We start from the raw sequence: 23,612 nt of genomic DNA, 5'->3' as shown, positions 1-23,612 counted from the left end.
CGCCGTACCGATCCGCCGGAAGGGGAGCACGATGACCGACACCTCCACCGCGCCGCTGGTGCGCTACGACGTCCGCGACCGCTTCGCCGTGCTGACGTTCGATTCCCCGCACAACCGCAACGCGCTGTCCGCACGCCTGGTCGCGGACCTGCTGCGCGGTCTCGACGACGCGGCCGCGGACCCGGCGGTGCGCGGCATCGTGCTCACCCACACCGGCAACACCTTCTGCGCGGGCGCCGACCTGAGCGAAGCGGGCGACACCGATCCCGCGGTCGCCGCCGATCAGCGCACCCGCACGATGATCGGCGTGCTGCGCAGGCTCGTCGAGATCCCCAAGCCGGTGATCGCCCGGATCGACGGCAACGTCCGCGCGGGCGGCATGGGAATCGTCGCGGGCTGCGACATCGTAGTCGCCGGGCCGGGCAGCTCGTTCGCGCTCACCGAAGTGCGCATCGGGTTGGCGCCGTTCATGATCTCGCTCACCCTGCTGCCGCGCCTGGAACCGCGCGCCGCCGCCCGCTACTACCTCACCGGGGAGAAGTTCGGCGCCGCCGAGGCCGAGCGGATCGGCTTGGTCACCGTCACCGCCGAGGACCCCACCGCCGAGGTGGCGCGGCTGTGCGCGGAACTGCGCAAGGGCGCCCCGCAGGGCCTGGCCGAGGCCAAACGACTCGTCAACGCGCCCATCCTCGCCGAATTCGACCGGTCCGCCGAGGAACTGGCGCAACGCTCGGCGAGCTTCTTCGGCACCCCCGAGGTGCGCGAGGGCATGACGGCCTTCCTGCAACGCCGCCCGCCCACCTGGGCAGAATGACGATCATGGCGACACCCCACGAACCCAAGCAGGACCGCAGCCGCGCCACCCGGCAGCGGCTGCTCGAGGCGACCATCGACTGCCTGGCCGAGATGGGCTGGGCCGCCGCCACGGTCGCCGTGGTCGCCGAACGGGCCGGGGTGTCGCGCGGCGCGGCCCAGCACCACTTCCCGACCAGGGAAGACCTCATCACGGCCGCGCTCGAGTACATGTTCGACACCAGGAACGAGCAGGCCAGGCGCGAAGCCGAGGCCATGTCCGAGCAGCTCGACGGCATCGCCCGCACCGAAGCCGTGGTCGAGGGCCTGGTCGAGTCCTACACCAGCCCGCTGTTCAAGGCCGCCCTCCAGGTGTGGACCCACGCCGCCGCCGACCCGGTGCTCCGCGAACGCATCGTCCCCCTGGAAGCCAAATTCGGCCGCGCCTCCCACCGCCGCGCCGTCGAAGCCCTGGGCGTCGACGACTCCGACCCCGTCGCCCACCACCTCGTCCAAGCCACCCTCGACCTTGCCCGCGGACTCGGCCTCGCGGACGTCCTCACCGACGACTCCGCCCGGCGCAAGCAGATCATCCACCAGTGGGCCGTCACCCTGCACTCGGCACTGCACACGGGTGTGGTGTCCGTGGCCGCGGAACCGGCGTAACTCCTGGTTGTCGCCCACGGCGCAACGCAGGCCGTCTTCGCATGGCCGGTCGGCTCGCTGCGGCAAACCTCTTATCGTTGTCGCGGCAGAGTTAAGGCGCTGTCGTCGGTGCGATCTGGGAAGTCCGCCACTTATCGTTGTGATGGCAATGTTGCACCGACTCGGCAAGAACCTCTCCATCCTTCGGGCGCCGAGCGGGATCTGGGAGGTCACCCCCGCCTACGACCTGCTCACCACGCAGCCGTACCTGTCCTGGAAAGACCCGATGGCGCTGGCACTGTACGGCCGGAATGCCAGGCTCGGGCACCGATGGTGGATGGAGGCCGCCGAGCGTCTCGGTGTTCCCCGGCGCGCGCTGGCCCGCAGCCTGGACCGCATCAGCGAGGCGGCCCAACCGTGGATCGGGAGGCTGGGCGAGATCGGGTTCGACGAAGCCTCGACGCGACGACTCGCGGAGCTGATCGAGCAGCGGCGGCAGGAGTTGTCCGCCCCCGAGTGAGTCCGATCGAGTCGTTGCCCCTCTGTGAGGGCCGGTGGATGGGAGACTGGCCGTGGGGGTCGCGTCATATGGGTGGACCGGATTCGGAGGAACGAGAGGAAGCACCATGACGGCGTCGAGGAGTTTCGGGCGGATGGCGGCACTGCTGGCGGGGCCGCTGATGGTGGCCGGTGCCGCCGGGGTGGCGGGCAGCGAGCCGCCCCCGCCGCCCGCGGTGGCAGTCGCGACCGGGGCGAACTGGATGGTCGTGACGGTCACCCCGCTCGGCGGTGACGCGCCGGAGTGGTGCCGCGTCGACCCCTACTTCGGCACCCCCGAAACCCTCAGCCTCGCCGTCGCCCCGACCGGCAACGTGTTCGTCGACGCCGTCCCCGCCGGGACACACACCGTAGCCGCCTGGTGCCCCAACGGCGGCTCCACCACAACAACGGTCACCGTCACGGGCTGATGCTCATCCGGCCGCAGCCCGTCTACGGCTCGACGTAGAGCCGCTCGGTCGGCAGTCGCGGGTATGCCGCGGCGGGGTCGTCCACCACGAGCACCCGCCCCGGCCATATCTGGACGAAGATCAGCGCTGCCGTGAGGCAGGCAACGTACCGTAAAGACATTCCAGCGAGGATCACGGCCAGGCAGACGTCACGTTCGTACGGAAGCGGTGAGGTCACCGGTCGTTCTCCTGGCATGACCATCGAGTGCCTCTCCGGCGTGAGCGCTCGCCTTCCCACGCTTCTCGGATGGCATTCCAGACGTCGCGAGGCATCGTCTCGAAGCACATCCCGAGGTCGGGAGAGCCCGGAAGCTCGATGATTCGACCCGTCGCGAACTGTATCCGGGCGACGTGGATAACGCCTTGTTCGACGAACCATTCGACGACTGTCCCGGATGTGGATTCCGTTCGGAAAAGCCCTCCCGCCGATGACATCTCGATCGCCTCGGTGACGGTCATCGAGGGAGGGAGAGATCGGTAGGCCCTGTTGGTTGGTGGTTCTGGTGCGTCGGCCCATCGCCGCAGCGCGGCGCGGTACCGCTCGAGGAGTTGGGCTGGGAGAGAGCGGTATGTGCCACGGGAACGAGGGAAGGGCACCCGCTGGGGCAATTCGCTGTCCATCTGGTCTCCTCCGCGTGTCGTGCGTCGGGCTGTGATGCACGGCAGAACAGCACGCCCGGAAGCGAAATGGGTCACCCATCGGGTGACCCGTCGATTCCGCTGCATCTGCCCAGGAGATCGCCCATACTTGCAGCTGGAGCCACCCCGCGCCGTTGGTTTCCATCACCCGGGGTCGGCCGATCGTGTCACCCACGAAGCAAGGGGCGCACCGAGAGTGAGGGGGATCAGCACGCCATGGGCAAGTCGGTGACCAGGGGAAGTGCCGACGATCGGGAGCGTGAATCGTCACCCACGCCGGGGCAGGTGGTCCCTGACGGGCCGGTGGTGACGGGGGTTCCGCACCGCCAGCTCGGCCGGATTCTTCGCGAAATGCGCAGCGAAACCGGGCTTTCCATTCTCACGGCAGCAAAAGCGGTAGGAATGGGGTCGGGATCGCTTCAGCGCCTCGAGTGCGGACAGGCGTCCAAGATCCACGACGCCAAGCTGGTCAAGCTCTGTCGGCTCTATCAGGGGATGGACCGGCTCGAGGAACTCAAAACGCTTGCTGCGCAACGCCGAGAACAGAGTTGGTGGGATGAGCGTACGGATATGCTCGCCCCGAGTTTCAAGGTCTATCTGGGACTGGAAGCCGCAGCCGAGCGGCTCACCGTGTATCGCCCGGACATCATCTCCAGTCTTTTCCAAACCCAGGAGTACGCAGAGGTTTTGGATCGAATCTACTTCCACGACGATTCGCCTGGCGAACGGGCGCAGCGAATGGAAGTGCGCAGAAAGAGGCTTGGGTTGATCAACCGCTCCCTGTCACCGCTGGAGGTCGACTTGGTGCTCGACGAGGGAGTCTTGCGCCGGATCGTCGGAGGCGCCCGACTGATGAGCCGACAGCTCCGACATCTGGCAGATATGCCGCCGAATGTATCGGTACGGGTGTTGCCGGATTGTGCGGGATACCCGATGGGCAAGGCGGTCGATGCGTTCACGCTCCTCGACTTCGGCGCGAACAGCGGGAAAGCGAACGAGCCGCCGGTGGTCTATGTCGAAAGCTTCGCTGGCAGTATGCATTTGGAAACGCCTCGCAGTGTGCGCGCCTACCGGGAGGCGTTCCGGCGCATCCAGCGGGTAGCGTTGGATCGGAGTGAGAGTAAACGCCTGCTCAGGCGGGTAGCAAAGGAGTACGGGCCGTGAGCACGAACCTGTCCCGGGCGCGTTGGTTCAAGAGCAGCCACAGTGGGGGGAACGACAACTGCGTGGAAGTTGCGTTCCTGGATGGCGGCATGGTGGGGGTCCGCGACTCGAAGGACCCGTCCGGGGGCGTGTTGGTGTTCACTCCGGCGGAGTGGGACGCTTTCCTGAACGGCGTGCAGGGCGGCGAGTTCGATCGTCCGTGAGCGCTCGAGGCGCCTCGAGGTGGAGTTCGGCGGGTGCCCGCCGCCGCGAGCACGACGGTGCGCAATTGGTATCCGATCGGATCGCACACCGCTGCCCACCGGCGGTCGGGGTGCCGGTGGGCAGCGGGATGGGTGGTTATTTCGGGGTGGTCAGGTCGTAGAGGGTGACGCCGTCGACGACGGTGGGGGTGAAGTTTTCCTCGACCCAGGTGCTGATGCGGGAGCTTTCGGAGGTCGATCCGCCCGGTCCGCCGCGGCCGCCGCCGATGAAGTAGTGGATCTTGCCGTCGCGGACGTACTGCTGGAATTGCTCCAGCGTGGGGGAGGGGTCGCTGCCGTTGAAGCCGCCGATGGGCATGACAGGGAGTTCGGTGGCCAGTTGGAGGCCGGCGGCGCTCTGGGAGCCGATGGCGGCGGCGGCCCAGGTGTAGGTGTCGGCGTCCGTCTCGATCAAGCTGACGACCTGGTCGCTGGGGGTGCCGGCGCCGAGTAGTCCGCCCATGCCGAACAGTTCGCGGCCCGTCCCACCGGCGGTGCCGCCGTCACCCGGGAAGCCGTTACCCGGCGCGGTGCCGGGAGTCGCTGCGCCACCACCGGGCGCGGCACCGGCGTTCGGCACGGTGCCTCCATCGGGCATGGTTCGCCCACCGCCGTCGGAGCGGGTAACGCCGTCGGGGCCGCCCATCAGCCGCATGCCGTCGCCGCCCATGCCAGGCCCGCCGCGCCCGCTCACCTGTGGACCGGCGGTGGGGATCGACCCCTGATGCGAGGTCCCCACCGTCTGCACGGTGTAGGCGACCGGCCCGGCGAACCCGGCCAGCGCGGCCGCCACCGCGACACCGGCCGCGAACTCGCGCCGGACGGGCACGAGCATGCCCACGGTCGCGAGCCCACCCACCACGAGCACGGTCCACCGCAACCACGGCAGGAAATCCGCGCTGCGCGACAACAGCAGCCACGCCGTCGCCGTGGTGAGCCCGACCGCCGATGCCAACGCGATCCGCACCCACCACCGATCGCGCTCCCGCCAGGCCTGCACGGCTCCGGCGCCGACCAGGACGGCGACCGCAGGTGCCAGCGCGACCGTGTAGTACTGGTGGAAGATCCCCGCCATGAAGCTGAAGACCAGCCCGGTCACCACCAGCCAGCCGCCCCAGAGGATCAGGGCGGCGCGGCGGCCGTCGGTGCGGGGTGCCCTGCCGCGCAACACCGACCCGGTGACCATGAGCACCAACGCCGCCGGGATCAGCCAGGCGATCTGACCGCCTTGCGCGGGCTCGAACAGCCGGGTGATTCCCGTGCTGCCCCACATGCCGTTGCCGCCGGGCGGCAGCTCGCCGCCGGGACCGACGCTGCCGGTCTCGTTGCCGTTGAGCCTGCCGAGACCGTTGTATCCGAGGGTGAGTTCGATGATGGAATTGCGTTGCGAGCCACCGATCCACGGCCGGGACGACGCCGGCCACAGCTCCACGGCCAGCAGCCACCACCCCGCGGCGACGACCATCGCGGCGCCGGCGGCGAACAGTTGCGCGATCCGTTGGATCAGCCGCGGCGGACCGGCGACCAGGTAGGTCAGTGCCAGTGCGGGCACCACCAACAGCACCTGCAACTGCTTGGCGAGGAAACCGAATCCGATGAACGCGCCGGTGAGTATCAGCCAGCGCCAGCGGCCGTCGGCGACCGCGCGGGTCGTCGCCCATGCCGCGGCGACCATCAGCAGCACCAGCAGCGCGTCGGGGTTGTTGAAACGGAACATCAACGCGGCCACCGGGATGACGGCCAGGACGAGCCCGGCCAGCAGGCCCGCGGCGGCGCCGAAGTTGCGGCGCACCGTCGCCCACAGCAACGCCACACTGCCCACCCCCATGAGCACCTGCGGTACCAGGATGCTCCAGCTGTTCAAGCCGAACAGGCGCACCGACAGCGCCATCGGCCACAGGGCGGCGGGCGGTTTGTCGACGGTGATCGAGTTCGCGGCGTCGGAGGAACCGAAGAAGAACGCCTGCCACGACCGCGACCCCGCCTGCACGGCAGCCGAGTAGAAGGCGTTGGCCCACCCGTTGGCGGACAGGTTGTACAGGTAGGCCACGGTGGTGCCGACCAACAGCAGGGCCAGCAGGACGTACTCGCGGTCGAGCCGCCGTCGCCGCGGAACCGGCTGCGCGGCAGCGTGTTCGGGTGGGGAGAGGAGTGTGGTCACCGGGCGGCTCCTGTCTGGCCGGTGCGGATCGGGGTCGCGGCCGGTGGATTGCGGAACACCCAGCGCAGCCCGAGGAAGCGGGCCAGCGTCGCGACGAGGTTGGCGGTGACGAGCACGACCAGTTCGACGTGCACCGGCGCGGCGGGCGCCCAGCGGTGCAGCGCGAACAGCGAGCCGCTGGTCACCAGCAGGCCGAACCCGAAGATCAGCATTCCTTGGAACTGGTGGGTGAGCACCCGGCCCGGCCCGCGCACCCCGAAGGTGAACGCGCGGTTGGCGGCGGTGTTGGCGATCGCGGTGAGCAGCAGGGCCAGGAAGTTCGCGCCCTGCGCGCCCGCGACCGGCTGCAACACCAGATACAGCAGCATGTAGGCGAGCGTGGACAGCACGCCGATGATCGCGAACCGCACCACCTGCCCGACCATTCCCAGCGGCACGCCCGACACCAGCGGCTCACGGCCGATCGCGGCGCGGAGCTCGTCCAGCGGCAGCGCGCCCGTGGAAATGGCGCGCGCGAGCCGCCACACTCCGCGCAGATCCTTGATCGCGGTGTCGACGATGTCGACGCGGCTGTCGGGATCGTCGATCCAGTCCACCGGCACCTCGTGGATGCGCAGCCCGGCCCGCTCGGCCAGCACCAGCAGTTCGGTGTCGAAGAACCATTCGCCGTCCTCGACCAGCGGCAGCAGTTGCCGCGCGACCGCGGTGCGCACGGCCTTGAAACCGCATTGCGCATCGGAGAAGTGCGCGCGCAGGGAGGCTTTCAGGATCAGGTTGTAGCAGCGGGAGATGATCTCGCGCTTGGGTCCGCGCACCACCCGCGACGAGGTGTCCAGCCGGGTGCCGATCGCCAGGTCGGAGTGGCCGGACACGAGCGGGGCGACCAGCGGCAGCAGGGCGTCGAGGTCGGTGGACAGGTCGACGTCCATGTAGGCGACCACCTGGGCGTCGGAGCGTTCCCACACCGCCCGCAGCGCCCGCCCGCGGCCCTTGGCCTCCAGGTGCACCACCCGCAGGCCCGGATACCGGGTGGCGAGTTCGTGCGCGACGCGCAGGGTCGCGTCGGTGCTGGCGTTGTCGGCGATGGTGATGCGGGCCGGGAACGGGAAGCCGCCGCGCAGGTACTCGTGCAGCCGGTGCACGCAGTCGCCGAGGTCGGCCTCCTCGTTGTAGACGGGGATCACCACGTCCAGCACGGGCGGGCGGCCCGTGGCATCGATGTCTTGCGCCGTCCTGGCGACGGCCACGGTCTCGGTCATGGCCACCACCTTCGGTGGCGTCGCTCCGGCGCCGCTGGGACCGAGCTGGGAGGTTCCTGGGAACCGGTCAGGCGGGTTTGCGCATCCGCAGCACGGTGTCGGCGCGGGTGCCGATCTGCCCTTCGGGGCCGGTCATCTCCTGCTCGATCCGTTCCGCGGTCTCGACCGTCCAGCGGCCGTCCGGATCGAGCAGCGCGAGGGTGCCCTCGAGCGTCGGGAACTCGAACGACGGCGGCTCGGTCATCCAGCTCGGCCAGCCGGCGTGCGCGACGACCACCAGCAGTCCGCCCGGCGCGACGGCCGCGGCGGCGCGGGTGAGGATGCCGTCGCGCTCGCCCGGCGCGGCGACCGGCGAGTGCAGGAACTGGGCGGCGACCAGGTCGAAGGAGCCGGCGGGGAAGGACTCGAGCAGGTTGTGCCTGGCGAAGGTGATGCGGTGGTCGACTCCGGCTTCGACCGCGTGGGCGGCGGCGCGTTCGAGCGCGACGGTGGAGATGTCGACGGCGGTGACCCGCCAGCCGCGCTCGGCCAGCCAGATCGCGTCGGCCCCCTCCCCGCATCCGAGGTCGAGCGCGGTGCCGGGCGTCTGGTGCTCGACCTCGCGGGCGAACAGGGCGTTCACCTTGCCCGACCACACCGCGTCGCGCTCGCGGTAGAAGTCTTCCCAGAACTGTTCGGGGGTGGTCTCGGTCATCGGCCGTCTCCTCCTCGCGTGATGGTCTGCGGTGGCTCCGCGAGGGAGATCGTGCCCGGACATGCGGGCTGACGGCAAAGTTTGTTGCCGGTTCGGCAAATGTGCCGGACGCGATCGCGGCCCCGGCCTGCCGCCGCGGACGACGCCGGGGCTCGAAGAGCCGTTGCCACCGGGAACGCCGTTGTTCGGGACGGTCACGTCGTTGGGACCGGGGTGGTGACGACTGTCCTCAGTATGGACCCGGGCACCGACAATTCCGGTGCGCCGCTCCCGCTGACCGGTCGGCGTGTCTCGCCGCTCAGGACCGATGCAACCGCCACAGCGGCGACACCGGGCCGTGGCCGGCGCCGAGATCGTAGGCCGCGGCCAGGCAGCGCCGGGTCCACTCCTTGCCGAAGGCGACCGCCTCCGGCACCGGGTAGCCGTGTGCGAGTGCGCAGGCCACGGCGGCGGCCAGGGTGTCGCCGCCGCCGTGGTCGTTGCCGGTGGCGATCCGCGGCGCGGTGAACTCCTGGAAGGTGGTGCCGTCGAAGAGCAGGTCGGTGCTGACCTCGGAGGAGCGCAGGTGCCCGCCCTTGACCACCACCCAGCGCGGGCCGAACGCGTGCAGCGCCTCGGCGGCGCGCCGGGCCGACGCCTCGTCGGTGACCCGGATGCCGGTGAGCAGGCGGACCTCGTCCAGGTTCGGCGTCACGACGGTGGCCAGCGGGAACAGGGTGTGCCGGACGGCGTCGAGCGCCTCCTCGTGCAGCAGCGGGTCGCCGTGCATGGAGGCCGCCACCGGATCGACCACCAGCGGGGTGGGGCCGTCGCCGCCGATGCCCACCTCCCGGCAGACCGCCGCGACCGCCTCGATGATCGCCGAGGAGGCCAGCATGCCGGTCTTGGCCGCGCCGACGCCGATGTCGCCGGCCACCGAGCGCACCTGATCGGCCACGATCTGCGGCGGGATCTCGTGGAACCCGCTGACCCCCACCGAGTTCTGCACCGTCACGGCGGCTACGGCGACGAGGGCGTGCACTCCGCACAGGGTCATCGTGCGGGAGTCGGCCTGGATTCCGGCGCCGCCGCCGGAATCGGTGCCTGCGATGGTGAGGACGCGCACCGGCGTCTGGCCTTCGGCGGGGAGCGGCAACAGCTTCACAGATGTGCACCATACGGTGGCGCGGCGGGGAATGGGCAGCCGGTGCGCGGTGTTAATTGAAAATGATTACCATTTACAGGATGACGACTTCATCGCCTTCCGACCTGCTGCCCGTCACCGTGCTCTCCGGCTTCCTCGGCGCGGGTAAGACCACCCTGCTCAACCACATCCTCGCCAACCGGGAGGGTCGCCGCGTCGCGGTGATCGTCAACGACATGAGCGAGGTGAACATCGACGCGGCGCTCGTCGCGGGCCAGGGCCACCTGGACCGCACCGAGGAGAAGCTGGTGGAACTGACCAACGGCTGCATCTGCTGCACCCTGCGCGAGGACCTCATCGAGTCGGTGGGCAAGCTCGCGCGCGAGGGCCGCTTCGACCAGCTGGTCATCGAGTCGACCGGCATCTCCGAGCCGATGCCGGTGGCGGCGAGCTTCGAATGGGAATTCGAGGACGGGTTCCGCCTCGGCGATCTCGCGCGGCTGGACACGATGGTCACCGTGGTGGACGCCTCGACCTTCCTGGCCGAGGTGGTGCGCGGCCACACGCTGGCCTCGCGGGATCTCCAGGCCGGGGAGGGCGACGAGCGCACCATCGCCGACCTGCTCGTCGACCAGGTGGAATTCGCCGACGTGCTGTTGCTCAACAAGACCGATCTGGTCAGCGAGAACGCCGCGGGCACCGTCGAGGCCACCCTGCGGCGGATGAACCCGCGCGCCCGCGTGCTGCGCACCGCACACGGCGTGGTCGATCTCGCCGAAGTGCTCGGCACCGGGCGCTACAACCCGGTGCTGGCCGCCGCATCCGAGGGCTGGACCGAGGAACTGGCGGGCGGGCATGTTCCCGAGACCGAGGAGTACGGCATCCGCAGCCTCACCTTCACCGCCGAGCGGCCGTTCCATCCCGCGCGCCTGGCGGCCGTGCTCGACCAGCTGCGGGGACTGTTGCGCAGCAAGGGTTTCTGCTGGATCGCCAGCCGCAGCCAGTTCGCCGCGCTCTGGTCGCAGGCCGGTCCGAACCTCAGCTTCGAACCGGCCTCCTGGTGGTCGGCGTTGGACATCCCGCCGGGGCAGGAGATCGTCTTCATCGGTGTGAAGCTCGACGTCGACGGGCTGCGTGCCCAGCTGGCCGACGCGCTGCTCACCGACGCCGAGTTCGCCGCGGGCCCGGCCGCCTGGGCGACCTACCCGGATCCGTTTCCGGCGTGGGGCGAGCTGCACGAGCACGCCTGAGCGCCGCTAACGCGGGGCGAGGAACAGGGTCTGGGTGCTGCGTCCGAGCGGGCCCTTCTCGTCGAACAGCGCCGACTCGGCCATGCCGAGACCGCTGGGCTGCGGATGGGTGACGGCGTCGAGGCACACCCACTCGCCGACCGGCTGGCGGTGCAGGGTGACGGTGAGGTCGGTGTTGATGAACAGGAACCGCGACCAGTCCAGCACCGCGCTCACGCCGTTGCCCGAATCCGCCGCGGCCAGGGTGCGCTCCAGCGCGCTCGGGGTGGTGCCCGCGACGATCGGGTACTTCAGCCGGATCCAGCACACGGCGGGGCCCGGTTCGGTGAACGAGCCGGAGATGAAACGGTATTCGATGGCGGTGTGGAAGCCGACCGGCTGCGTGGCGGGGAACGGCGCGGGCGGCGGGGCCGTCTCGGGCCCGGGCCGGGTACCGGTGGGCTGGAACTGTTCGGGCAGTTCGAGTTCCGGCTCGGCGCGCCGGAACCGCCACGCGTTCGCCTTCATCACCGGCCCGCGGTCGGCGGACAGCGTCGCCTCCACGAGTTCGACACTGCGACCGGGCCGGGCGACGCGGGTCTCGACGGTGAGCGGGGCCAGCGGCACCGGCCCCAGGATCTCGACCGCCACCCGGCCCACCTGGAAGCCCTCGCGCGGCTCGCACCGTTCGATCGCGTGCCCGAGCAACGCCGAGGGCGGGCCCGCGTGCTGGGCGTCCGGGGACCACGGGCCGCGGGTCAGCTCGGTCGAGAGATACCGGTCGGGCCGGTCCGGGTCCGGCAGATAGAAGGCGTCGTTCACGGTCGATCCCGTCCATCGGACCGGCGGCGTCGCCGGTCGCGGATAGTTCCTACGGGAAGGATTCTGCCACCGCCGCCGCCGCGCCCCGGCCGAGGCCGGGCACCCTGACCCGCTGACCGACCAGGGCGCGGCGCGTGATCGACGCCGCGCTCGGGTGAGCGGCCCGGCGGGGGAGCCGGGCCGCGGCACCGGTCAGGACACGACGGGCAGGTAGACCTTGCCGCCGGATTCGGCGAACTCGGCGGACTTGGCGGCCATGCCGGCCTCGATGGCCGCGACGTCGGTGAGGTTGTTGGCCTCGGCGTACTCGCGGACGTCGGCGGAGATGCGCATCGAGCAGAACTTCGGGCCGCACATCGAGCAGAAGTGCGCGGTCTTGGCGGGCTCGGCGGGCATCGTCTCGTCGTGGTACTCGCGCGCGGTGTCGGGATCGAGCGAGAGCGCGAACTGGTCGCGCCAGCGGAACTCGAAGCGCGCCTTGGACAGCGCGTCGTCGCGCTGCTGGGCGTGCGGGTGGCCCTTGGCCAGGTCGGCGGCGTGCGCGGCGATCTTGTAGGTGATCACGCCGGTCTTCACGTCGTCGCGGTTGGGCAGGCCCAGATGCTCCTTGGGGGTGACGTAGCAGAGCATCGCGGTGCCCGCCTGCGCGATGATCGCGGCGCCGATGGCCGAGGTGATGTGGTCGTAGGCGGGGGCAATGTCGGTGGCCAGCGGGCCGAGGGTGTAGAACGGCGCCTCCTCGCACAGCTCCTCCTCGAGCCGCACGTTCTCCACGATCTTGTGCATCGGCACATGGCCGGGGCCTTCGATCATCACCTGCACGCCATGGGATTTCGCGATCTTGGTGAGTTCACCGAGGGTGCGCAGCTCGGCGAACTGCGCCTCGTCGTTGGCGTCGGCGATGGAGCCGGGCCGCAGGCCGTCGCCGAGGGAGAAGGTGACGTCGTAGCGGGCCAGGATCTCGCACAGTTCCTCGAAATGGGTGTACAGGAACGACTCCCGATGGTGCGCCAGGCACCAGGCCGCCATGATCGAGCCGCCACGCGAGACGATGCCGGTGACGCGCTTGGCGGTCAACGGCACGTAGCGCAGCAGCACGCCCGCGTGCACGGTCATGTAGTCCACGCCCTGCTCGGCCTGCTCGATCACGGTGTCGCGGTAGATCTCCCAGGTGAGCGCGGCGGGATCGCCGTTGACCTTCTCCAGCGCCTGGTAGATCGGCACGGTGCCGACCGGCACCGGCGAGTTGCGCAGGATCCACTCGCGGGTCTCGTGGATGTTCTTGCCGGTGGACAGGTCCATGATGGTGTCGGCACCCCAGCGGGTGGCCCACACCATCTTCTCCACCTCCTCGGCGATCGAAGAGGAGACCGCCGAGTTGCCGATGTTGGCGTTGATCTTCACCAGGAACTTCTTGCCGATGATGGTCGGCTCGAGTTCGGGATGGTTGTGGTTGGCCGGGATGACGGCACGACCGGCCGCCACCTCCGCGCGCACCAGTTCCGGTTCGACGCCCTCGCGGGCGGCGATGAAGCGCATCTCCGGGGTGACGATGCCGGCGCGGGCCCAGGCGAGCTGGGTGCGCGGGCCCTCGACGGTCGGCTTGTCCCAGCTGTCGCGCAGCTTGGGCAGACCGGCCTCCAGGTCGATGGTGGCGTTCTCGTCGGTGTACGGGCCCGAGGTGTCGTACACGTCGAAGGTCTCGCCGTTGGTGAGATTGATGCGCCGCACCGGGATTCGGAGCCCGTCCACCTCGCGGTAGTGCTTGACGCTGCCCTCGATGGGGCCGGTGGTGACGGTGTCGACGGGTGCGGTGACGCGATCGGCGGATGCCATGGTTGTTCCTCCCTACGCCGGCATTACCCGGTCAGGTTCATACGGTCGACGGCCCTGACCGCCCGAATGGGCTAGCCGTCCTCTCAGCCCGCTGGTGCGAGCCCCCGTTGGCGATGAAGTTGTCCGCGCCCGACCATACCCGCCACCGCCACCGACGCGCCCGGGGATCGGGAGCACGAGTGCGGCGGCGGGCCGTGTCGCCCGCCGAAAGCGTCCTCGGTCAGCCGTTATAGGCGTCGCGCATGGCGTCGAGGTCGATCTTCTTCATGCCGAGCATCGCCTTGGTCGCGCGATCGACGGCCGCCGGGTCGCCGGTGAGCAGGGCGTCGGCCTCGGCGGGCCAGATCTGCCACGGCACGCCGTAGCGGTCGTTGAGCCAACCGCAATCGATCTCCTTGCCGCCGTCGGCCAGCAGTGCCGACCACAACCGGTCCACCTCCGCCTGGCTCTCGCAGTTCACCAGCAGCGACATCGCGTGGGTGTAGTGGTACTCGCCGCCGCCGTTGATCGCGGTGAAGCGCTGGCCGTCGAGTTCGAAGTCCACGGTCATCACGGTGCCCGCTTCCCGCATGCCCGATTCGGTGAAGCGGCGGATCTCGGTGATGCGCGAATCGGGGAACAGCGAACAGTAGAACTCGGCCGCCTCCTCGGCCTGGGTGTCGAACCAGAGATTCGTGACGATCTTCTGCATGGTGTGCTCCTGCCGTCGGGTGTGCTCGTAGTACGGACTGCGCGGCGCGGCGGAACTCATCGCTATTGTCGGTTTCCGTGACCCGTGAGGAAGCGCCCGCCCCGCCCGCCACGGAATCGATCGCCGCCGACGATCGCCGCGCACTGCTCGATGCGGCCACGGAACTGTTTGCCGATCAGGGGTATTCACGCACCACCGCGGCGCAGATCTGCGGGCGCGCCGGGGTGGCGCCGGAGCTGTTCGACGCCGCCTTCGACGGTACCGCCGACTGCTACCTGGTGTTGCTCGAATCGGCCGCGGCCAGGATCAGGGACCGGGTGAGCACGGCCGCCCTCCGCTACGCCGACCGGCACTTCACCGAACGGGGCGCGGTGGTGGTCGCCGCCTTCGTCGGCGCGCTCGCGGAGGACCCGCGGCTGGCGAGGGTGGCGTTCGGGGAACCCGCGGAGGTCTCGCCCGCGGTGCGGCGCCAGCGGCGGGTGCACCGGCGGTGGGCGGCGGCGTTCCTGGACACCCAGTGGCCGCCCGAACCCGAGGCGGGGGAGCGGGCGGCGCGGCGGCGCTTCGCGGTCGCGATGGCCACCATCGGCGGGATGTTCGAGCTGGTCGCGGACTGGACCCGGCACCGCGAGGAGTCCGGGGCCGACGCGCAGGCGCTCGTCGACGACCTCACCGAGTTCGTCGGCGTGGTGTACACCGGGCGCGTCCACCGGCGCTGAACCCGGCGCTCACTTGCGCAGCGCGACAGGCTCGCGGTCGACGGCCGGGTCCGGTGAGGCGGGAGCTTCCTGCTCGGTGAGTCCGAAACGCGCGTGCAGGGCGGCCAGCGGCTTGGGCGCCCACCAGTTGGCGGTGCCGAGCACCCGCATCAGCGCCGGGGCGAGCAGCGCGCGGATGACGGTGGCGTCGCTGAGCACAGCCAGCGCGCAACCGATGCCGAACAGCTTCATCGCCGTCACCCCGGAGGTGGCGACCGCGAAGAACACGATGCTCATCAGCAGCGCCGCGGCGGTGAAGATGCGCCCGGTGCGGGCCACGCCGAGCGCCACCGCGTGCGTGTTCCCCGCGGCGGTTTTCGGCCCCGCCAGCCATTCCTCCCGGATCCGGGACAGCAGGAACACCTCGTAGTCCATCGAGGCGCCGAAGGCGATGGCGAACATCAGGATCGGCATCGCCAGGTCCAGCTTGCCGGTCGGGGTGAAGCCGAGCAGCCCGCTCAGGTGCCCCTCCTGGAACACCCACACCATCGCGCCGAAGGTCGCCGCCAGCGACAGCATGTTCAGCGCCAGCGCCTTCACCGGGAGCAGCAGGCTGCCGGTGAACAGGAACAGCAGGATCAGCGTCGTCACGGCGATGAGGATTCCCGCCGCGGGCAGCCGCTCGGCGATCGCGGCCACCGAATCCCGGTTGAGCGCGGCGGGCCCGCCGAACAGGGTCGGGCCGGGTGCGGGCACCTCGCGCAGCCGCGCCAGCTGCGCCTTGCCTTCGCTCGAGTACGGGTCGAGCCGGGTGCCGACCGATACCAGCGCGCCCGCCTCGCCGACCATGCCCGGCGGCGGTGCGGCGACCTTCGAGCCGTTGAGGTACACGCCCGCCCCCGACAGCACCGCGGGCACGTCGGGCACCGTGGACAGTGCGGCGGCGTAGCCGGCGAGCGCGGCCTCCTCGCCGCGGAATTCCGGGAGCACCACGAATGTGCTCGTGCCCAGGTCGGCGGCGAAGTTCGCGCGCAGTTCGTCACCGACCTGCCTGCTCGGCGCGGCCTGCAACGCGCGGTCGTCGGGGTAGCCGAACTGCGCGCCAAGGAACGGCGAGCCGAGCAGCAGCAGCACCACGGTGGTGACCACCGCGATCGGCGCCGCGCGCCGCATGACCGCCACCACCCAGCGGTACCAGCGGCTGTGTTCGGCCGGCACGGCCTGTGGCGCGGGACGGCGCAGCAGCCTGCGCAGCACCGGCCGCAGATCCCAGGCGTTGATGCGCGCGCCCAGCAGCATCAGCAGCGCGGGCAGCACGATCACCGCCGCGGCCGCGGCGGCCAGCACCACCGCGACACCCGCGTAGGCGAAGGACTTGAAGAAGTACTGCGGGAACACCGCCAGCGCGGCCAGCGACAGCGCCACCACCAGGGCCGAGTAGATCACCGTTCGTCCGGCGGTCTGCACCGCGCGCATCACCGCCGCGGCGGGTGCGAGCCCCCGCGCCAGTTCCTCGCGATAGCGGCTGACGACGAACAGGCTGTAGTCGATGGCCAGCGCCAGGCCCAACGCGGTGGTCATGTTCAGCGCGTAGATCGACACGTCGGTGACGGCGGTGAGCGCGCGCAGGATGCCCAGCGCGGCCACCACCGCGAACAACCCGATCGCCACCGGCATGGCCGCGGCGACCACGCTGCCGAACACCAGCACCAGCAGCAGACCGGTGAGCGGGATCGCGATCGCCTCCGCGACGATCAGGTCCTTGCTGATCTGGGTGTTCATGTCGGCGAAGGCCGCACCGAGTCCGCCCGCCCGGACGGTCACGCCGTCGGCATCGGTCTGCACCTGGTCGCTGATGCGGGCCGCCCGCTCGGTCAGTTCGGAGTCGTCCCCGGCGATCTCGGCGACCACCAGCCCGCTGCGTCCGTCCTTGCCGCGCAACGCGTTCGCCAGATCGGGCCGGGTGGACCAGTAGGACTGGATTCCGCTGACCTCGGGATGCTCACCGAGTTGCGCGACCGCGCGCTCGGCGGCCGCCCGCGCGGCCGGACTGTCGACACCGTCCTCGGCGGTGATCAACAGGATGTAGTTGGGCGCACCGCCGGGGAAGTGCTGGGAGATGTAGTCCGCGGCCCGCACCGATTCGAGCTCGGAGGTGACGAAGCCGCCCGACTTCATGTGCGAGGACGCGCTCGCCCCGAACGCGCCGCAGACCAGCATGAGCAGCAGCGCGGCCGCGATCACGACACGGGGACGCGTCGTCGCGAACCGAGCGAGGGTGGTCAACATCGACGCGAACTCCCCGTCCGAAGGAATGATTCTCGAACGGTAAACCGGACGGTCGTCCGAACAGAATCCGCTGCGGCCGTGATGCTGACCACCTCTGAAGACCTGAGTGATTCAGATCACTCCGCGTGGGAAGTGGCTGCCGCACAAGGCGCCCCGCGGCTACCCGCGGTCGGGGGTCACCAGGGTGGTTCGCACCGGGGTGGTGTTGCGGGTGAGGTCGAGGACCGGGCAGTGCGCGTCGACGGCCTCCTGGAGCTCGAGGTAGCGCTCCCGCGATTCCGGTCCGGTGATCTCCACGGTCACCCGCACCTCGCCGAACCCCGGCCGCACGGCGTCGTCGAAGCCGAAGAAGCCGCGCACGTCCAGATCACCCTCGGCCGCGGCACGGATCTCCTCGACCGCGATACCCAGCTTCTCGGCCCACACCCGCCAGGTCACCACCTGGCAGGACAGCAGCGAGGCCAGGTAGTACTCCACCGGATTGGCCGCGGTGTCGGCGCCGCCGAGCGCGGGCGGCTCGTCCACCTCCACCCGGAAGTTGCGCAGCACCACCGAACTGGCGACCGCGTCGTGCGCGGTGGCCTCGGCGCGGAACACGACGGCGGCCTTGGCGGGATCGGACTCCACCGCATCCCGGTTTGCGGCGATCACCGCGCCGAGCGCGGACGTGGACGTGGTCATCGGCGAACTCCTTGGGCGAGGGCGGACGGGTCGATTCCCCGAATCGGTGCGTCGAGCGTAGGTCGGCGCACCCGGTCCGCCAGGCCGCGTGACCCCTAGGTCAAGGCGCTGACCTGCACCTTCGAATTCGATTCGCGCTGAGGGAAACTGCCCACCCGGCCCACCCGGAGGCGATCAGGACATGGAGTTCTCGGCATCGTCCGATCCAGAGCGGCACCTCACCTGCCCAGGTGGATGGGGAAGTGGGACAGGTCGTTCTGGGTGAGGACGGGGAGGTTGGGGATCTGGTCGAGGGGGAGGGCGGGGTGGAGGTGGGGGAAGCGGGTGAACAGGGCGGGGAGGGCGATGGCGGCTTCCAGGCGGGCCAGGGCGGCGCCGGGGCAGATGTGCGGGCCGTGGCCGAAGGAGATGTGCCGGGCGGCGGTGGCGCGGGTGATGTCGAAGTCGTCGGCGTCGGCACCGTGCACGGTGGTGTCGCGGCCGATCGCGCGGTAGGACATGACCACGCCCTCGCCGCGCGGGATCACGGCGTCGCCGAGGTCGATGTCCTCGGTGGCGAAGCGCATCAGCAGATGGATGACGGGCCCGTCCCAGCGCAGGGTCTCTTCGATGGCGGTCTCCCAGCCGATCTCGCCGTCGCGGACCAGCCGCAGCTGCTCGGGATGCGACAGCAGCGCGCGCACCGCGGTCAGGATCAGGCTCACGGTGGTTTCGTGGCCCGCGGCGACGAGCGCCTGGAGATTGCCGATCACCTCCTCCTCGGTGAGCGGCGTCTCCCCGTCGGTGGCGTAGATGAGCGCGGAGGTGAGGTCGTCGCCGGGTTCGGCGGTCTTGCGACGCACCATCTCGGTGAAGTACCCGTGCATCTCGTCGATCACCCGCAGCCGCTCGTCCTGCGGGGTGAGGATCGAGAAGAACGCCTTGTACCAGGTGAGCAGCTGTTCCTGGTCCTCGCTCGGCACCCCCATCAGCGCGCTGATCACCCGCATCGGCAGCGGGTAGGCGAACACCGATTTCAGATCCACCACCGCGCCGTCGGCGCCCGCGCGCTCGAGGTCGTCGAGCAGCTCGGCGACGTAACGTTCGATGGTCGGCTTCAGCGCGTCGAGGCGGCGCCGGGTCAGCGCCTGGGTGGTCTTGATGCGCAGGCGGCGGTGTTCCGGGCCGTCCACGGTGAACATCGAGCGGTCCACGTCGATCATGCCGATCAGCGGCCACTGCCTGGTCACCGTGCCGGACTGCCACAGCGACCAGGCGTTGATGTCCTTGACCAGCCTGGTGTCGGCGAGCAGCTGCCTGGCCAGCGTGTGACCGGTGACGGCGAGGGCGGGAACGCCGAGCAGGTCGATCCTGGTGAGCGGGCCGGCCGCGCGCAAGCGGCTGGTCTCCCCGGCCAGGTCGGTGATCATCGGGTCGATGATGAGGGTGTCCGAATGGGGGCAGGCGTTCACGAGAATCCTCCGACGGCGGGAACGGGAGTGAAGTGGACCGGCAGCGAGACCATTCCGCGCAGGAACGGAGACGGGCGGCGGGTCAGGTCGGGCACCGCGACGGCCAGATCGATGTCGGGCAGCCGGTCCAGCAGCACCTCGATGGCGGTCCGGGCGATCACCTCGGCCATCTGCTGCGCCGGGAACGGGCAACGGTATTCGCCGTGGCTGAACGCGAAATGCGCGCTGTTGCCGGTCTGCGCCGGTTCGGCGCCCGCACCGGCGAACTGGCGCACGTGCGGGTCGGCGTTGGCCGCGGCCAGGCCGAGCAGCAGCATGTCGCCGGAACGGATCACCTGATCGCCCAGGCGGGTGTCGCGGGCGGCCCAGCGCCCGGCCAGGATCTGGGTGGGGGTGTCCTCCCAGAGCACCTCGTTCATGGCCTGGCCGATGCTGTGCCTGCCGCCGCCCAGCGCGGCGGCGAACCGGTCGTCGGTGAGCATCAGGCGCACCGAGTTGCCGATCCAGTCCGCGGTGGGCAGGTGCCCGGCCGCGGTGACCGCCATCAGGTCGAGCACGTACTCCTCGTCGGTGAACGTGTCGTGATGGGCGAGCATCCGGGTGACCAGGTCGTCGCCGCGGCGGCCGCGCGCCAGCGCGAGCAACCGGCCCATCTGCTCACCGAAGGCCAGGTGCGCCGACTGCGCGTCGGCGCCGCCGTCGGCCAGCGCCTTCATCGTCCAGGCCAGGTGCGGGCCGTCCTCGGCGGGGAAACCGAGCACCGAGGCCAGTGCGAGCACCGGCAGCGGCTCGGCGTATTCGGCCACCAGGTCGGCGCGCCCGCGCCCGCAGAAACCGTCGATGAGCCGGTCGGCGAGGTCTTCCACGGTGCGGCGCAGCGCGAACGGGTCCACCGCGTCCAGGGCGGGTTCGACCATCGCCAGGTGCCTGCGGTGTTCGGCGCCCGCGGTGAAGTAGATCGAGGGCATCGGCCTGCCGACCATCGGCAGCAGCGGCCAGTCCTCGGCGATGTTCGGCCACTGGTTCCACCGGCCGACATCGCGGGGGAACAGCTCCGGGTCGCTGGTGACCTGGTGCAGCTCGCGATAACCGATCACCAGCCAGGCCGGGATGCCGCCGACCAGTTCGACCGGGACGACCGGGCCGTGGTCGCGGCGCATCCGGCTGTAGAGGTCGTGCGGGTCGCCGTGGAAAACGGGGCCGTTCAGCGGTACCGCGTTCCGGTGCGCGGGGCAGCCACCCGGGGCGGTGGTGAGATCGGGGACGTTCACGCCGGGCCCCCCGAGGACCGGACCGGTTGCGGTGCGGTGACCGACGACATCTGCCTGGTGCGCGCGTAGAGCTGCTCGACCAGGGTGACGAGCACGCGCTTGCAGGATTCGCGTGAGCGGGCATCACAGTCCAGCAGCGGCACGTCCGGGTCGAGGTCGAGCGCCTCGCGCACGCTGTCGAGCTGCTGCGGCGCGCCGCCGAAGTTGTTGCACGCCACCACGAATGCGGTGCCCTGGTGCTCGAGCCGGTCGATGGCGTACCAGGAGTCGGCGATGCGGCGGCGGTCGACGAGCACGATCGCGCCGAGCGCGCCGGCGAACAACCGGTCCCACAGGAACCAGAACCGTTGCTGCCCGGGCGCACCGAACAGATACAGCACGTTCTCGGCGTCGATGGTGATGCGGCCGAAGTCGAAGGCCACCGTGGTGGTCGACTTCCCCGGCGCGGCGGTGGGGTCGTCGATGCCGATGCCCGCGTCGGTCATGGTGGCTTCGGTGTCGAGCGGCCGGATCTCGCTGACCGAGCGGACCATCGTGGTCTTGCCGACGCCGAATCCGCCCACGATGACGATCTTCAGGCCCTGGCTCGCGGTGCCGAGCAACGGAGCCTGGGCACGGGCGGGGGTGTTCTCAGAGACTACGGAGTCCAACGAGCACCTTCTCGAGGGTGGAGGAGTCGAGCACCAGGTGGTCGCCGACGCGTCGTGGATGACGCACGGTGATCTTGCCCGCGTGCAGCAGGTCTGAGAGCAGGATCGTGGTGATGCCGACCGGTAGCCGCAACTCGGCCGCGACCTCCACCACCGAGGTCGGGGCTTGGCACATGCGCAGGATCACCGCGTGCTCCGACGGCATGCCCGGGGCCGGCGCCGATTCGCTGACCACCAGCGTCACCAGGTCGAAGGCGTCGGAATCGGGTCGGCTCCGCCCGCCGGTGAGGGTGTAGAGCCGGTCGGGGTCGTCGTCGCGGCCTGGCCTGCTCACGACCGGCTCGCTCCCGCGACCCGCGGCGCCGCCGACAGCTGGTCGCCGAGCTGTTCGACCAGCTCGCGCATGTTGTGCCCGACCAGTCCGGCATCGGCCTCCTCCTCGGCGAGCACCGCCAGGTGCGCGCCGAGGCCGGCTTCGACGATGAACAGGATGCCGCCGTAGAACTCGGTCATCGACTGGCGCACTCCGCTGCGGCCGTCGCCGAATTCGGCGGAGGCGCCGTGGGCGAGGCTCTGGATGCCCGCCGCGATCGCGGCCAGCTGGTCGGCCTGGTCGATGGTGAGTTCGGGGGTGTGGCAGATCTTCAGTCCGTCGCCGGACAGCAGCAGCGCGTGTCTGCTCTGCGGGGTCCGGTGCAGCAATTGCTCCAGCAACCAGCCGAGCTGGGCGGGACTCGCGGAATTCATCGTTCGTTCTCCAGTGCGACGGGCGTGGACGGTGGCGCCTGGTCCTCGGTGTCGTGTCCGGCGACGGCACGCTGGAAGGCTCCCAAGGCAGCGGGCCGCGCGGACGACGTCGTCGGCGCGGCGGGGGTGCGGACGGTGGCGGCGCCGGGGCGGCGCTCGACGAGTCCCTCCGGATGGGCGGCGGCCAGGGTGCGGCCGCGCTGCCGCTTGGGCAGGGGTGCGTCCGCCCCGGACACCACGACGGGTTCGGGCTCGGATGCCGCGGCGGGCCGCCCGGCGGGCAGCGACGCGGGCTCGACGCGTGCGAGCCGGGCGGTGAGCTCGCGCGGCACCACCACCACGACGGCGGTGCCGCCGATGGCCGAGGGCCGGTAGGAGACGGTGAGCCCGTGCTTGCGGGCCAGGTGCCCGACCACCGCGAGACCGAGGCGGGTGCCGGTGAGCGCGGCCAGGTCGGCGTCGGCCTGACTGTCACCGTCGCGGGCGCCGGACACGGCGAGTTCGGCACGGCGCAAGGCGGATTCGCTCATCACCAGGCCGCTGTCCTCGATGGTGACCACCACACCCGCGGGCACCTCGGAGGCGTAGACGTGCACCTCCGTGGTGGGCGGGGAGAAGTTGCACGCGTTGTCGAGCAGTTCCGCCAGTGCGTGCATCACGCCCTCGGCGGCGTGCCCGGCGACGGCGATCTCGGCGACCGCGCGCAGCCGCACCCGCTGGTAGCCGGCGACCCGGCCCATCGCGCCGCGCAGGATCGACTCCATGCTGATCGGCTTGGCCCAGCGCCGCCCCGAGCGTGCGCCGCTGAGCACCGCGATGCTGTCGGCCAGGCGGCCCGCCTGGGCGGTGCGGTGATCGAGCAGCAGCAGATCGGCCAGCACCTTCGGGTCGTCGTGGCGGTGTTCCATCTCCCGCAGTTCGGCCAGCATGGCGGTGGTCATGGCCTGGATGCGGCCCGCCGCGCCCGCGAAGGCGGCCAGCGCGGCGGTGCGGTGGTGTTCGTCCCGGCGCGCCACCTCGATCGCCCGGGTGGTCGCCGCGCGCTCCTCGGCGATCATGGATTCCACTGCCGCGGCGCGCTTCTCGGCCTCGAGGCGCTGGTCCTCGGCGGCGTCGCGGTGGAGTTCGGCGGCCGCCGCGGCGCGCAGCGCCGACCGCGCCTTCCTGCGGTACCACACCGCGGCGAGCAGCGCCGCGGTGACGAGCACGCCGAGTGCCGCGCCGGTGGCGGCGAACGGGATGCGCAGCCGCTCCTGCGGGATCAGCGACATGGCCGCGGCGGCCGGTCCGGCGCCGAGGGCGAGACCGAGGACGGGGATCACGACGAAGGCTGCTCGTCCTGGCTCCCCGGAGACCGCGGCCCCGTCGGCCGACGGCATGGATGACTCTGACACGTCCTGCACTTTCACGCTCGCGGGAACCGCGCGAACGCCCGGCGATCCCCTTCTGCGTCGCCGAGTGCGATCGAAATCCACCCCCCGACAAGCAGTTACCGCGCACGAGCATAACCACGGCGGTGGG

At 70.7% G+C, this 23,612-nt stretch carries 25 protein-coding genes and 1 riboswitch; of the genes, 8 read left to right on the top strand and 17 right to left on the bottom strand.

Translation table 11 applies throughout. The features are described from left to right. The first annotated feature begins 31 nt into the window (after positions 1-31). The 4 genes from CRM89_RS20490 to CRM89_RS20475 all read left to right on the top strand — a co-directional run bounded on the left by CRM89_RS20490 (position 32) and on the right by CRM89_RS20475 (position 2,405). A complete protein-coding gene (locus CRM89_RS20490) occupies positions 32-814 on the top strand; it encodes an enoyl-CoA hydratase family protein (protein ID WP_098085658.1) in 783 nt (260 codons plus the stop codon). Positions 815-819: 5 nt separating this feature from the next. Beyond that, on the top strand, positions 820-1,458 hold the full coding sequence (locus tag CRM89_RS20485) for a TetR/AcrR family transcriptional regulator (RefSeq protein ID WP_041560468.1): 639 nt from the start codon (positions 820-822) through the stop codon (positions 1,456-1,458). Between the two features lie 142 nt (positions 1,459-1,600). Beyond that, on the top strand, positions 1,601-1,957 hold the full coding sequence (locus CRM89_RS20480) for a HipA domain-containing protein (protein WP_228821798.1): 357 nt from the start codon (positions 1,601-1,603) through the stop codon (positions 1,955-1,957). A 106-nt stretch (positions 1,958-2,063) separates the two neighbouring features. After that, positions 2,064-2,405 (top strand): hypothetical protein, encoded by a 342-nt coding sequence (locus CRM89_RS20475; RefSeq protein ID WP_127516273.1) that lies wholly within the window; start codon positions 2,064-2,066, stop codon positions 2,403-2,405. Between the two features lie 22 nt (positions 2,406-2,427). Here the strand turns inward: CRM89_RS20475 and CRM89_RS31070 are convergent, their stop codons facing one another. After that, the gene (locus tag CRM89_RS31070; RefSeq protein WP_172456790.1) at positions 2,428-2,565 is read right to left on the bottom strand and encodes a hypothetical protein; all 138 of its coding nucleotides are present in this window, start codon (positions 2,563-2,565) and stop codon (positions 2,428-2,430) included. A 53-nt stretch (positions 2,566-2,618) separates the two neighbouring features. Further along, positions 2,619-2,903, bottom strand: coding sequence for a hypothetical protein (locus CRM89_RS30500; RefSeq protein WP_098700232.1), 285 nt, complete (start codon positions 2,901-2,903; stop codon positions 2,619-2,621). A gap of 396 nt (positions 2,904-3,299) precedes the next feature. Between CRM89_RS30500 and CRM89_RS20465 the strand changes: the two genes are divergently transcribed. Both CRM89_RS20465 and CRM89_RS20460 read left to right on the top strand, forming a co-directional pair. Further along, entirely contained in the window at positions 3,300-4,247 is a 948-nt protein-coding gene (locus tag CRM89_RS20465; protein WP_172456791.1) for a helix-turn-helix transcriptional regulator, read from the top strand. Next, the gene (locus CRM89_RS20460; protein WP_086842816.1) at positions 4,244-4,450 is read left to right on the top strand and encodes a DUF397 domain-containing protein; all 207 of its coding nucleotides are present in this window, start codon (positions 4,244-4,246) and stop codon (positions 4,448-4,450) included. The genes CRM89_RS20465 and CRM89_RS20460 overlap by 4 nt, the downstream gene beginning before the upstream one ends. Before the next feature lie 136 nt (positions 4,451-4,586). Here CRM89_RS20460 and CRM89_RS20455 read toward each other — a convergent pair whose 3' ends face one another. The 4 genes from CRM89_RS20455 to thiD all read right to left on the bottom strand — a co-directional run bounded on the left by CRM89_RS20455 (position 4,587) and on the right by thiD (position 9,747). After that, complete coding sequence (locus CRM89_RS20455; protein ID WP_098085655.1) at positions 4,587-6,650, bottom strand: glycosyltransferase family 39 protein; 2,064 nt, start codon at positions 6,648-6,650, stop codon at positions 4,587-4,589. Continuing rightward, positions 6,647-7,909, bottom strand: a complete 1,263-nt coding sequence (locus CRM89_RS20450) for a bifunctional glycosyltransferase family 2/GtrA family protein (protein ID WP_098085651.1) — start codon at positions 7,907-7,909, stop codon at positions 6,647-6,649. Before CRM89_RS20450 ends, CRM89_RS20455 begins: the two co-directional genes overlap by 4 nt. A 67-nt stretch (positions 7,910-7,976) precedes the next feature. Next, a complete protein-coding gene (locus CRM89_RS20445; RefSeq protein ID WP_060594107.1) occupies positions 7,977-8,603 on the bottom strand; it encodes a bifunctional 2-polyprenyl-6-hydroxyphenol methylase/3-demethylubiquinol 3-O-methyltransferase UbiG in 627 nt (208 codons plus the stop codon). 298 nt (positions 8,604-8,901) lie between these two features. After that, a complete protein-coding gene (thiD, locus tag CRM89_RS20440; protein ID WP_098085648.1) occupies positions 8,902-9,747 on the bottom strand; it encodes a bifunctional hydroxymethylpyrimidine kinase/phosphomethylpyrimidine kinase in 846 nt (281 codons plus the stop codon). Between the two features lie 80 nt (positions 9,748-9,827). Here thiD and CRM89_RS20435 point away from each other — a divergent pair, with 80 nt between their 5' ends. Then, the gene (locus tag CRM89_RS20435) at positions 9,828-10,976 is read left to right on the top strand and encodes a GTP-binding protein (protein WP_041560465.1); all 1,149 of its coding nucleotides are present in this window, start codon (positions 9,828-9,830) and stop codon (positions 10,974-10,976) included. 6 nt (positions 10,977-10,982) lie between these two features. Here CRM89_RS20435 and CRM89_RS20430 read toward each other — a convergent pair whose 3' ends face one another. The 3 genes from CRM89_RS20430 to CRM89_RS20420 all read right to left on the bottom strand — a co-directional run bounded on the left by CRM89_RS20430 (position 10,983) and on the right by CRM89_RS20420 (position 14,364). Beyond that, complete coding sequence (locus CRM89_RS20430; RefSeq protein ID WP_011211851.1) at positions 10,983-11,777, bottom strand: thioesterase family protein; 795 nt, start codon at positions 11,775-11,777, stop codon at positions 10,983-10,985. Positions 11,778-11,969: 192 nt separating this feature from the next. Then, positions 11,970-13,613, bottom strand: coding sequence for a phosphomethylpyrimidine synthase ThiC (thiC, locus tag CRM89_RS20425; RefSeq protein WP_060594110.1), 1,644 nt, complete (start codon positions 13,611-13,613; stop codon positions 11,970-11,972). Beyond that, a riboswitch (TPP riboswitch) is annotated at positions 13,606-13,731 on the bottom strand. It overlaps the preceding gene by 8 nt. 102 nt (positions 13,732-13,833) lie before the next feature. Beyond that, the gene (locus CRM89_RS20420; protein WP_228790722.1) at positions 13,834-14,364 is read right to left on the bottom strand and encodes a VOC family protein; all 531 of its coding nucleotides are present in this window, start codon (positions 14,362-14,364) and stop codon (positions 13,834-13,836) included. A gap of 17 nt (positions 14,365-14,381) precedes the next feature. Here CRM89_RS20420 and CRM89_RS20415 point away from each other — a divergent pair, with 17 nt between their 5' ends. Beyond that, on the top strand, positions 14,382-15,023 hold the full coding sequence (locus tag CRM89_RS20415) for a TetR/AcrR family transcriptional regulator (protein ID WP_060594111.1): 642 nt from the start codon (positions 14,382-14,384) through the stop codon (positions 15,021-15,023). Between the two features lie 9 nt (positions 15,024-15,032). On the opposite strand, the gene CRM89_RS20410 is transcribed toward CRM89_RS20415, so the two are convergent. The 8 genes from CRM89_RS20410 to CRM89_RS20375 form a co-directional block, all read right to left on the bottom strand. After that, positions 15,033-17,291 carry an MMPL family transporter gene (locus CRM89_RS20410; protein ID WP_098085645.1) on the bottom strand — a complete coding sequence of 753 codons (2,259 nt, stop codon included), beginning with the start codon at positions 17,289-17,291 and terminating at the stop codon, positions 15,033-15,035. Positions 17,292-17,450: 159 nt separating this feature from the next. Next, positions 17,451-17,972 (bottom strand): OsmC family protein, encoded by a 522-nt coding sequence (locus CRM89_RS20405; protein ID WP_098085642.1) that lies wholly within the window; start codon positions 17,970-17,972, stop codon positions 17,451-17,453. 218 nt (positions 17,973-18,190) lie between these two features. Further along, positions 18,191-19,423 (bottom strand): cytochrome P450, encoded by a 1,233-nt coding sequence (locus CRM89_RS20400; protein ID WP_098085639.1) that lies wholly within the window; start codon positions 19,421-19,423, stop codon positions 18,191-18,193. Next, positions 19,420-20,694 (bottom strand): cytochrome P450, encoded by a 1,275-nt coding sequence (locus CRM89_RS20395; protein ID WP_060594117.1) that lies wholly within the window; start codon positions 20,692-20,694, stop codon positions 19,420-19,422. Before CRM89_RS20395 ends, CRM89_RS20400 begins: the two co-directional genes overlap by 4 nt. Continuing rightward, entirely contained in the window at positions 20,691-21,296 is a 606-nt protein-coding gene (locus CRM89_RS20390) for an ATP/GTP-binding protein (RefSeq protein ID WP_011211843.1), read from the bottom strand. Before CRM89_RS20390 ends, CRM89_RS20395 begins: the two co-directional genes overlap by 4 nt. 28 nt (positions 21,297-21,324) lie before the next feature. After that, positions 21,325-21,678, bottom strand: a complete 354-nt coding sequence (locus CRM89_RS20385) for a DUF742 domain-containing protein (protein WP_060594118.1) — start codon at positions 21,676-21,678, stop codon at positions 21,325-21,327. Beyond that, the gene (locus CRM89_RS20380) at positions 21,675-22,091 is read right to left on the bottom strand and encodes a roadblock/LC7 domain-containing protein (protein WP_011211841.1); all 417 of its coding nucleotides are present in this window, start codon (positions 22,089-22,091) and stop codon (positions 21,675-21,677) included. The genes CRM89_RS20385 and CRM89_RS20380 overlap by 4 nt, the downstream gene beginning before the upstream one ends. Then, a complete protein-coding gene (locus CRM89_RS20375; protein WP_229434797.1) occupies positions 22,088-23,485 on the bottom strand; it encodes an ATP-binding protein in 1,398 nt (465 codons plus the stop codon). The genes CRM89_RS20380 and CRM89_RS20375 overlap by 4 nt, the downstream gene beginning before the upstream one ends. Positions 23,486-23,612: the final 127 nt, after the last annotated feature.

It is taken from the genome of Nocardia sp. FDAARGOS_372, from assembly GCF_002554515.1.
GTDB lineage: Bacteria > Actinomycetota > Actinomycetes > Mycobacteriales > Mycobacteriaceae > Nocardia > Nocardia farcinica.
Note: the sequence above shows the minus strand (reverse complement) of the source record. Positions and strands in the feature narration are given on the sequence as shown.

Coding starts and splice junctions, on each gene's coding strand:
- CRM89_RS20490 (WP_098085658.1), top strand. CDS start 32: ATGACCGACACCTCCACCGCGCCGCTGGTGCGCTACGACGTCCGCGAC.
- CRM89_RS20485 (WP_041560468.1), top strand. CDS start 820: ATGGCGACACCCCACGAACCCAAGCAGGACCGCAGCCGCGCCACCCGG.
- CRM89_RS20480 (WP_228821798.1), top strand. CDS start 1,601: ATGGCAATGTTGCACCGACTCGGCAAGAACCTCTCCATCCTTCGGGCG.
- CRM89_RS20475 (WP_127516273.1), top strand. CDS start 2,064: ATGACGGCGTCGAGGAGTTTCGGGCGGATGGCGGCACTGCTGGCGGGG.
- CRM89_RS31070 (WP_172456790.1), bottom strand. CDS start 2,565: ATGTCTTTACGGTACGTTGCCTGCCTCACGGCAGCGCTGATCTTCGTC.
- CRM89_RS30500 (WP_098700232.1), bottom strand. CDS start 2,903: ATGACCGTCACCGAGGCGATCGAGATGTCATCGGCGGGAGGGCTTTTC.
- CRM89_RS20465 (WP_172456791.1), top strand. CDS start 3,300: ATGGGCAAGTCGGTGACCAGGGGAAGTGCCGACGATCGGGAGCGTGAA.
- CRM89_RS20450 (WP_098085651.1), bottom strand. CDS start 7,909: ATGACCGAGACCGTGGCCGTCGCCAGGACGGCGCAAGACATCGATGCC.
- CRM89_RS20445 (WP_060594107.1), bottom strand. CDS start 8,603: ATGACCGAGACCACCCCCGAACAGTTCTGGGAAGACTTCTACCGCGAG.
- CRM89_RS20435 (WP_041560465.1), top strand. CDS start 9,828: ATGACGACTTCATCGCCTTCCGACCTGCTGCCCGTCACCGTGCTCTCC.
- thiC (WP_060594110.1), bottom strand. CDS start 13,613: ATGGCATCCGCCGATCGCGTCACCGCACCCGTCGACACCGTCACCACC.
- CRM89_RS20420 (WP_228790722.1), bottom strand. CDS start 14,364: ATGAGTTCCGCCGCGCCGCGCAGTCCGTACTACGAGCACACCCGACGG.
- CRM89_RS20410 (WP_098085645.1), bottom strand. CDS start 17,291: ATGTTGACCACCCTCGCTCGGTTCGCGACGACGCGTCCCCGTGTCGTG.
- CRM89_RS20405 (WP_098085642.1), bottom strand. CDS start 17,972: ATGACCACGTCCACGTCCGCGCTCGGCGCGGTGATCGCCGCAAACCGG.
- CRM89_RS20380 (WP_011211841.1), bottom strand. CDS start 22,091: ATGAATTCCGCGAGTCCCGCCCAGCTCGGCTGGTTGCTGGAGCAATTG.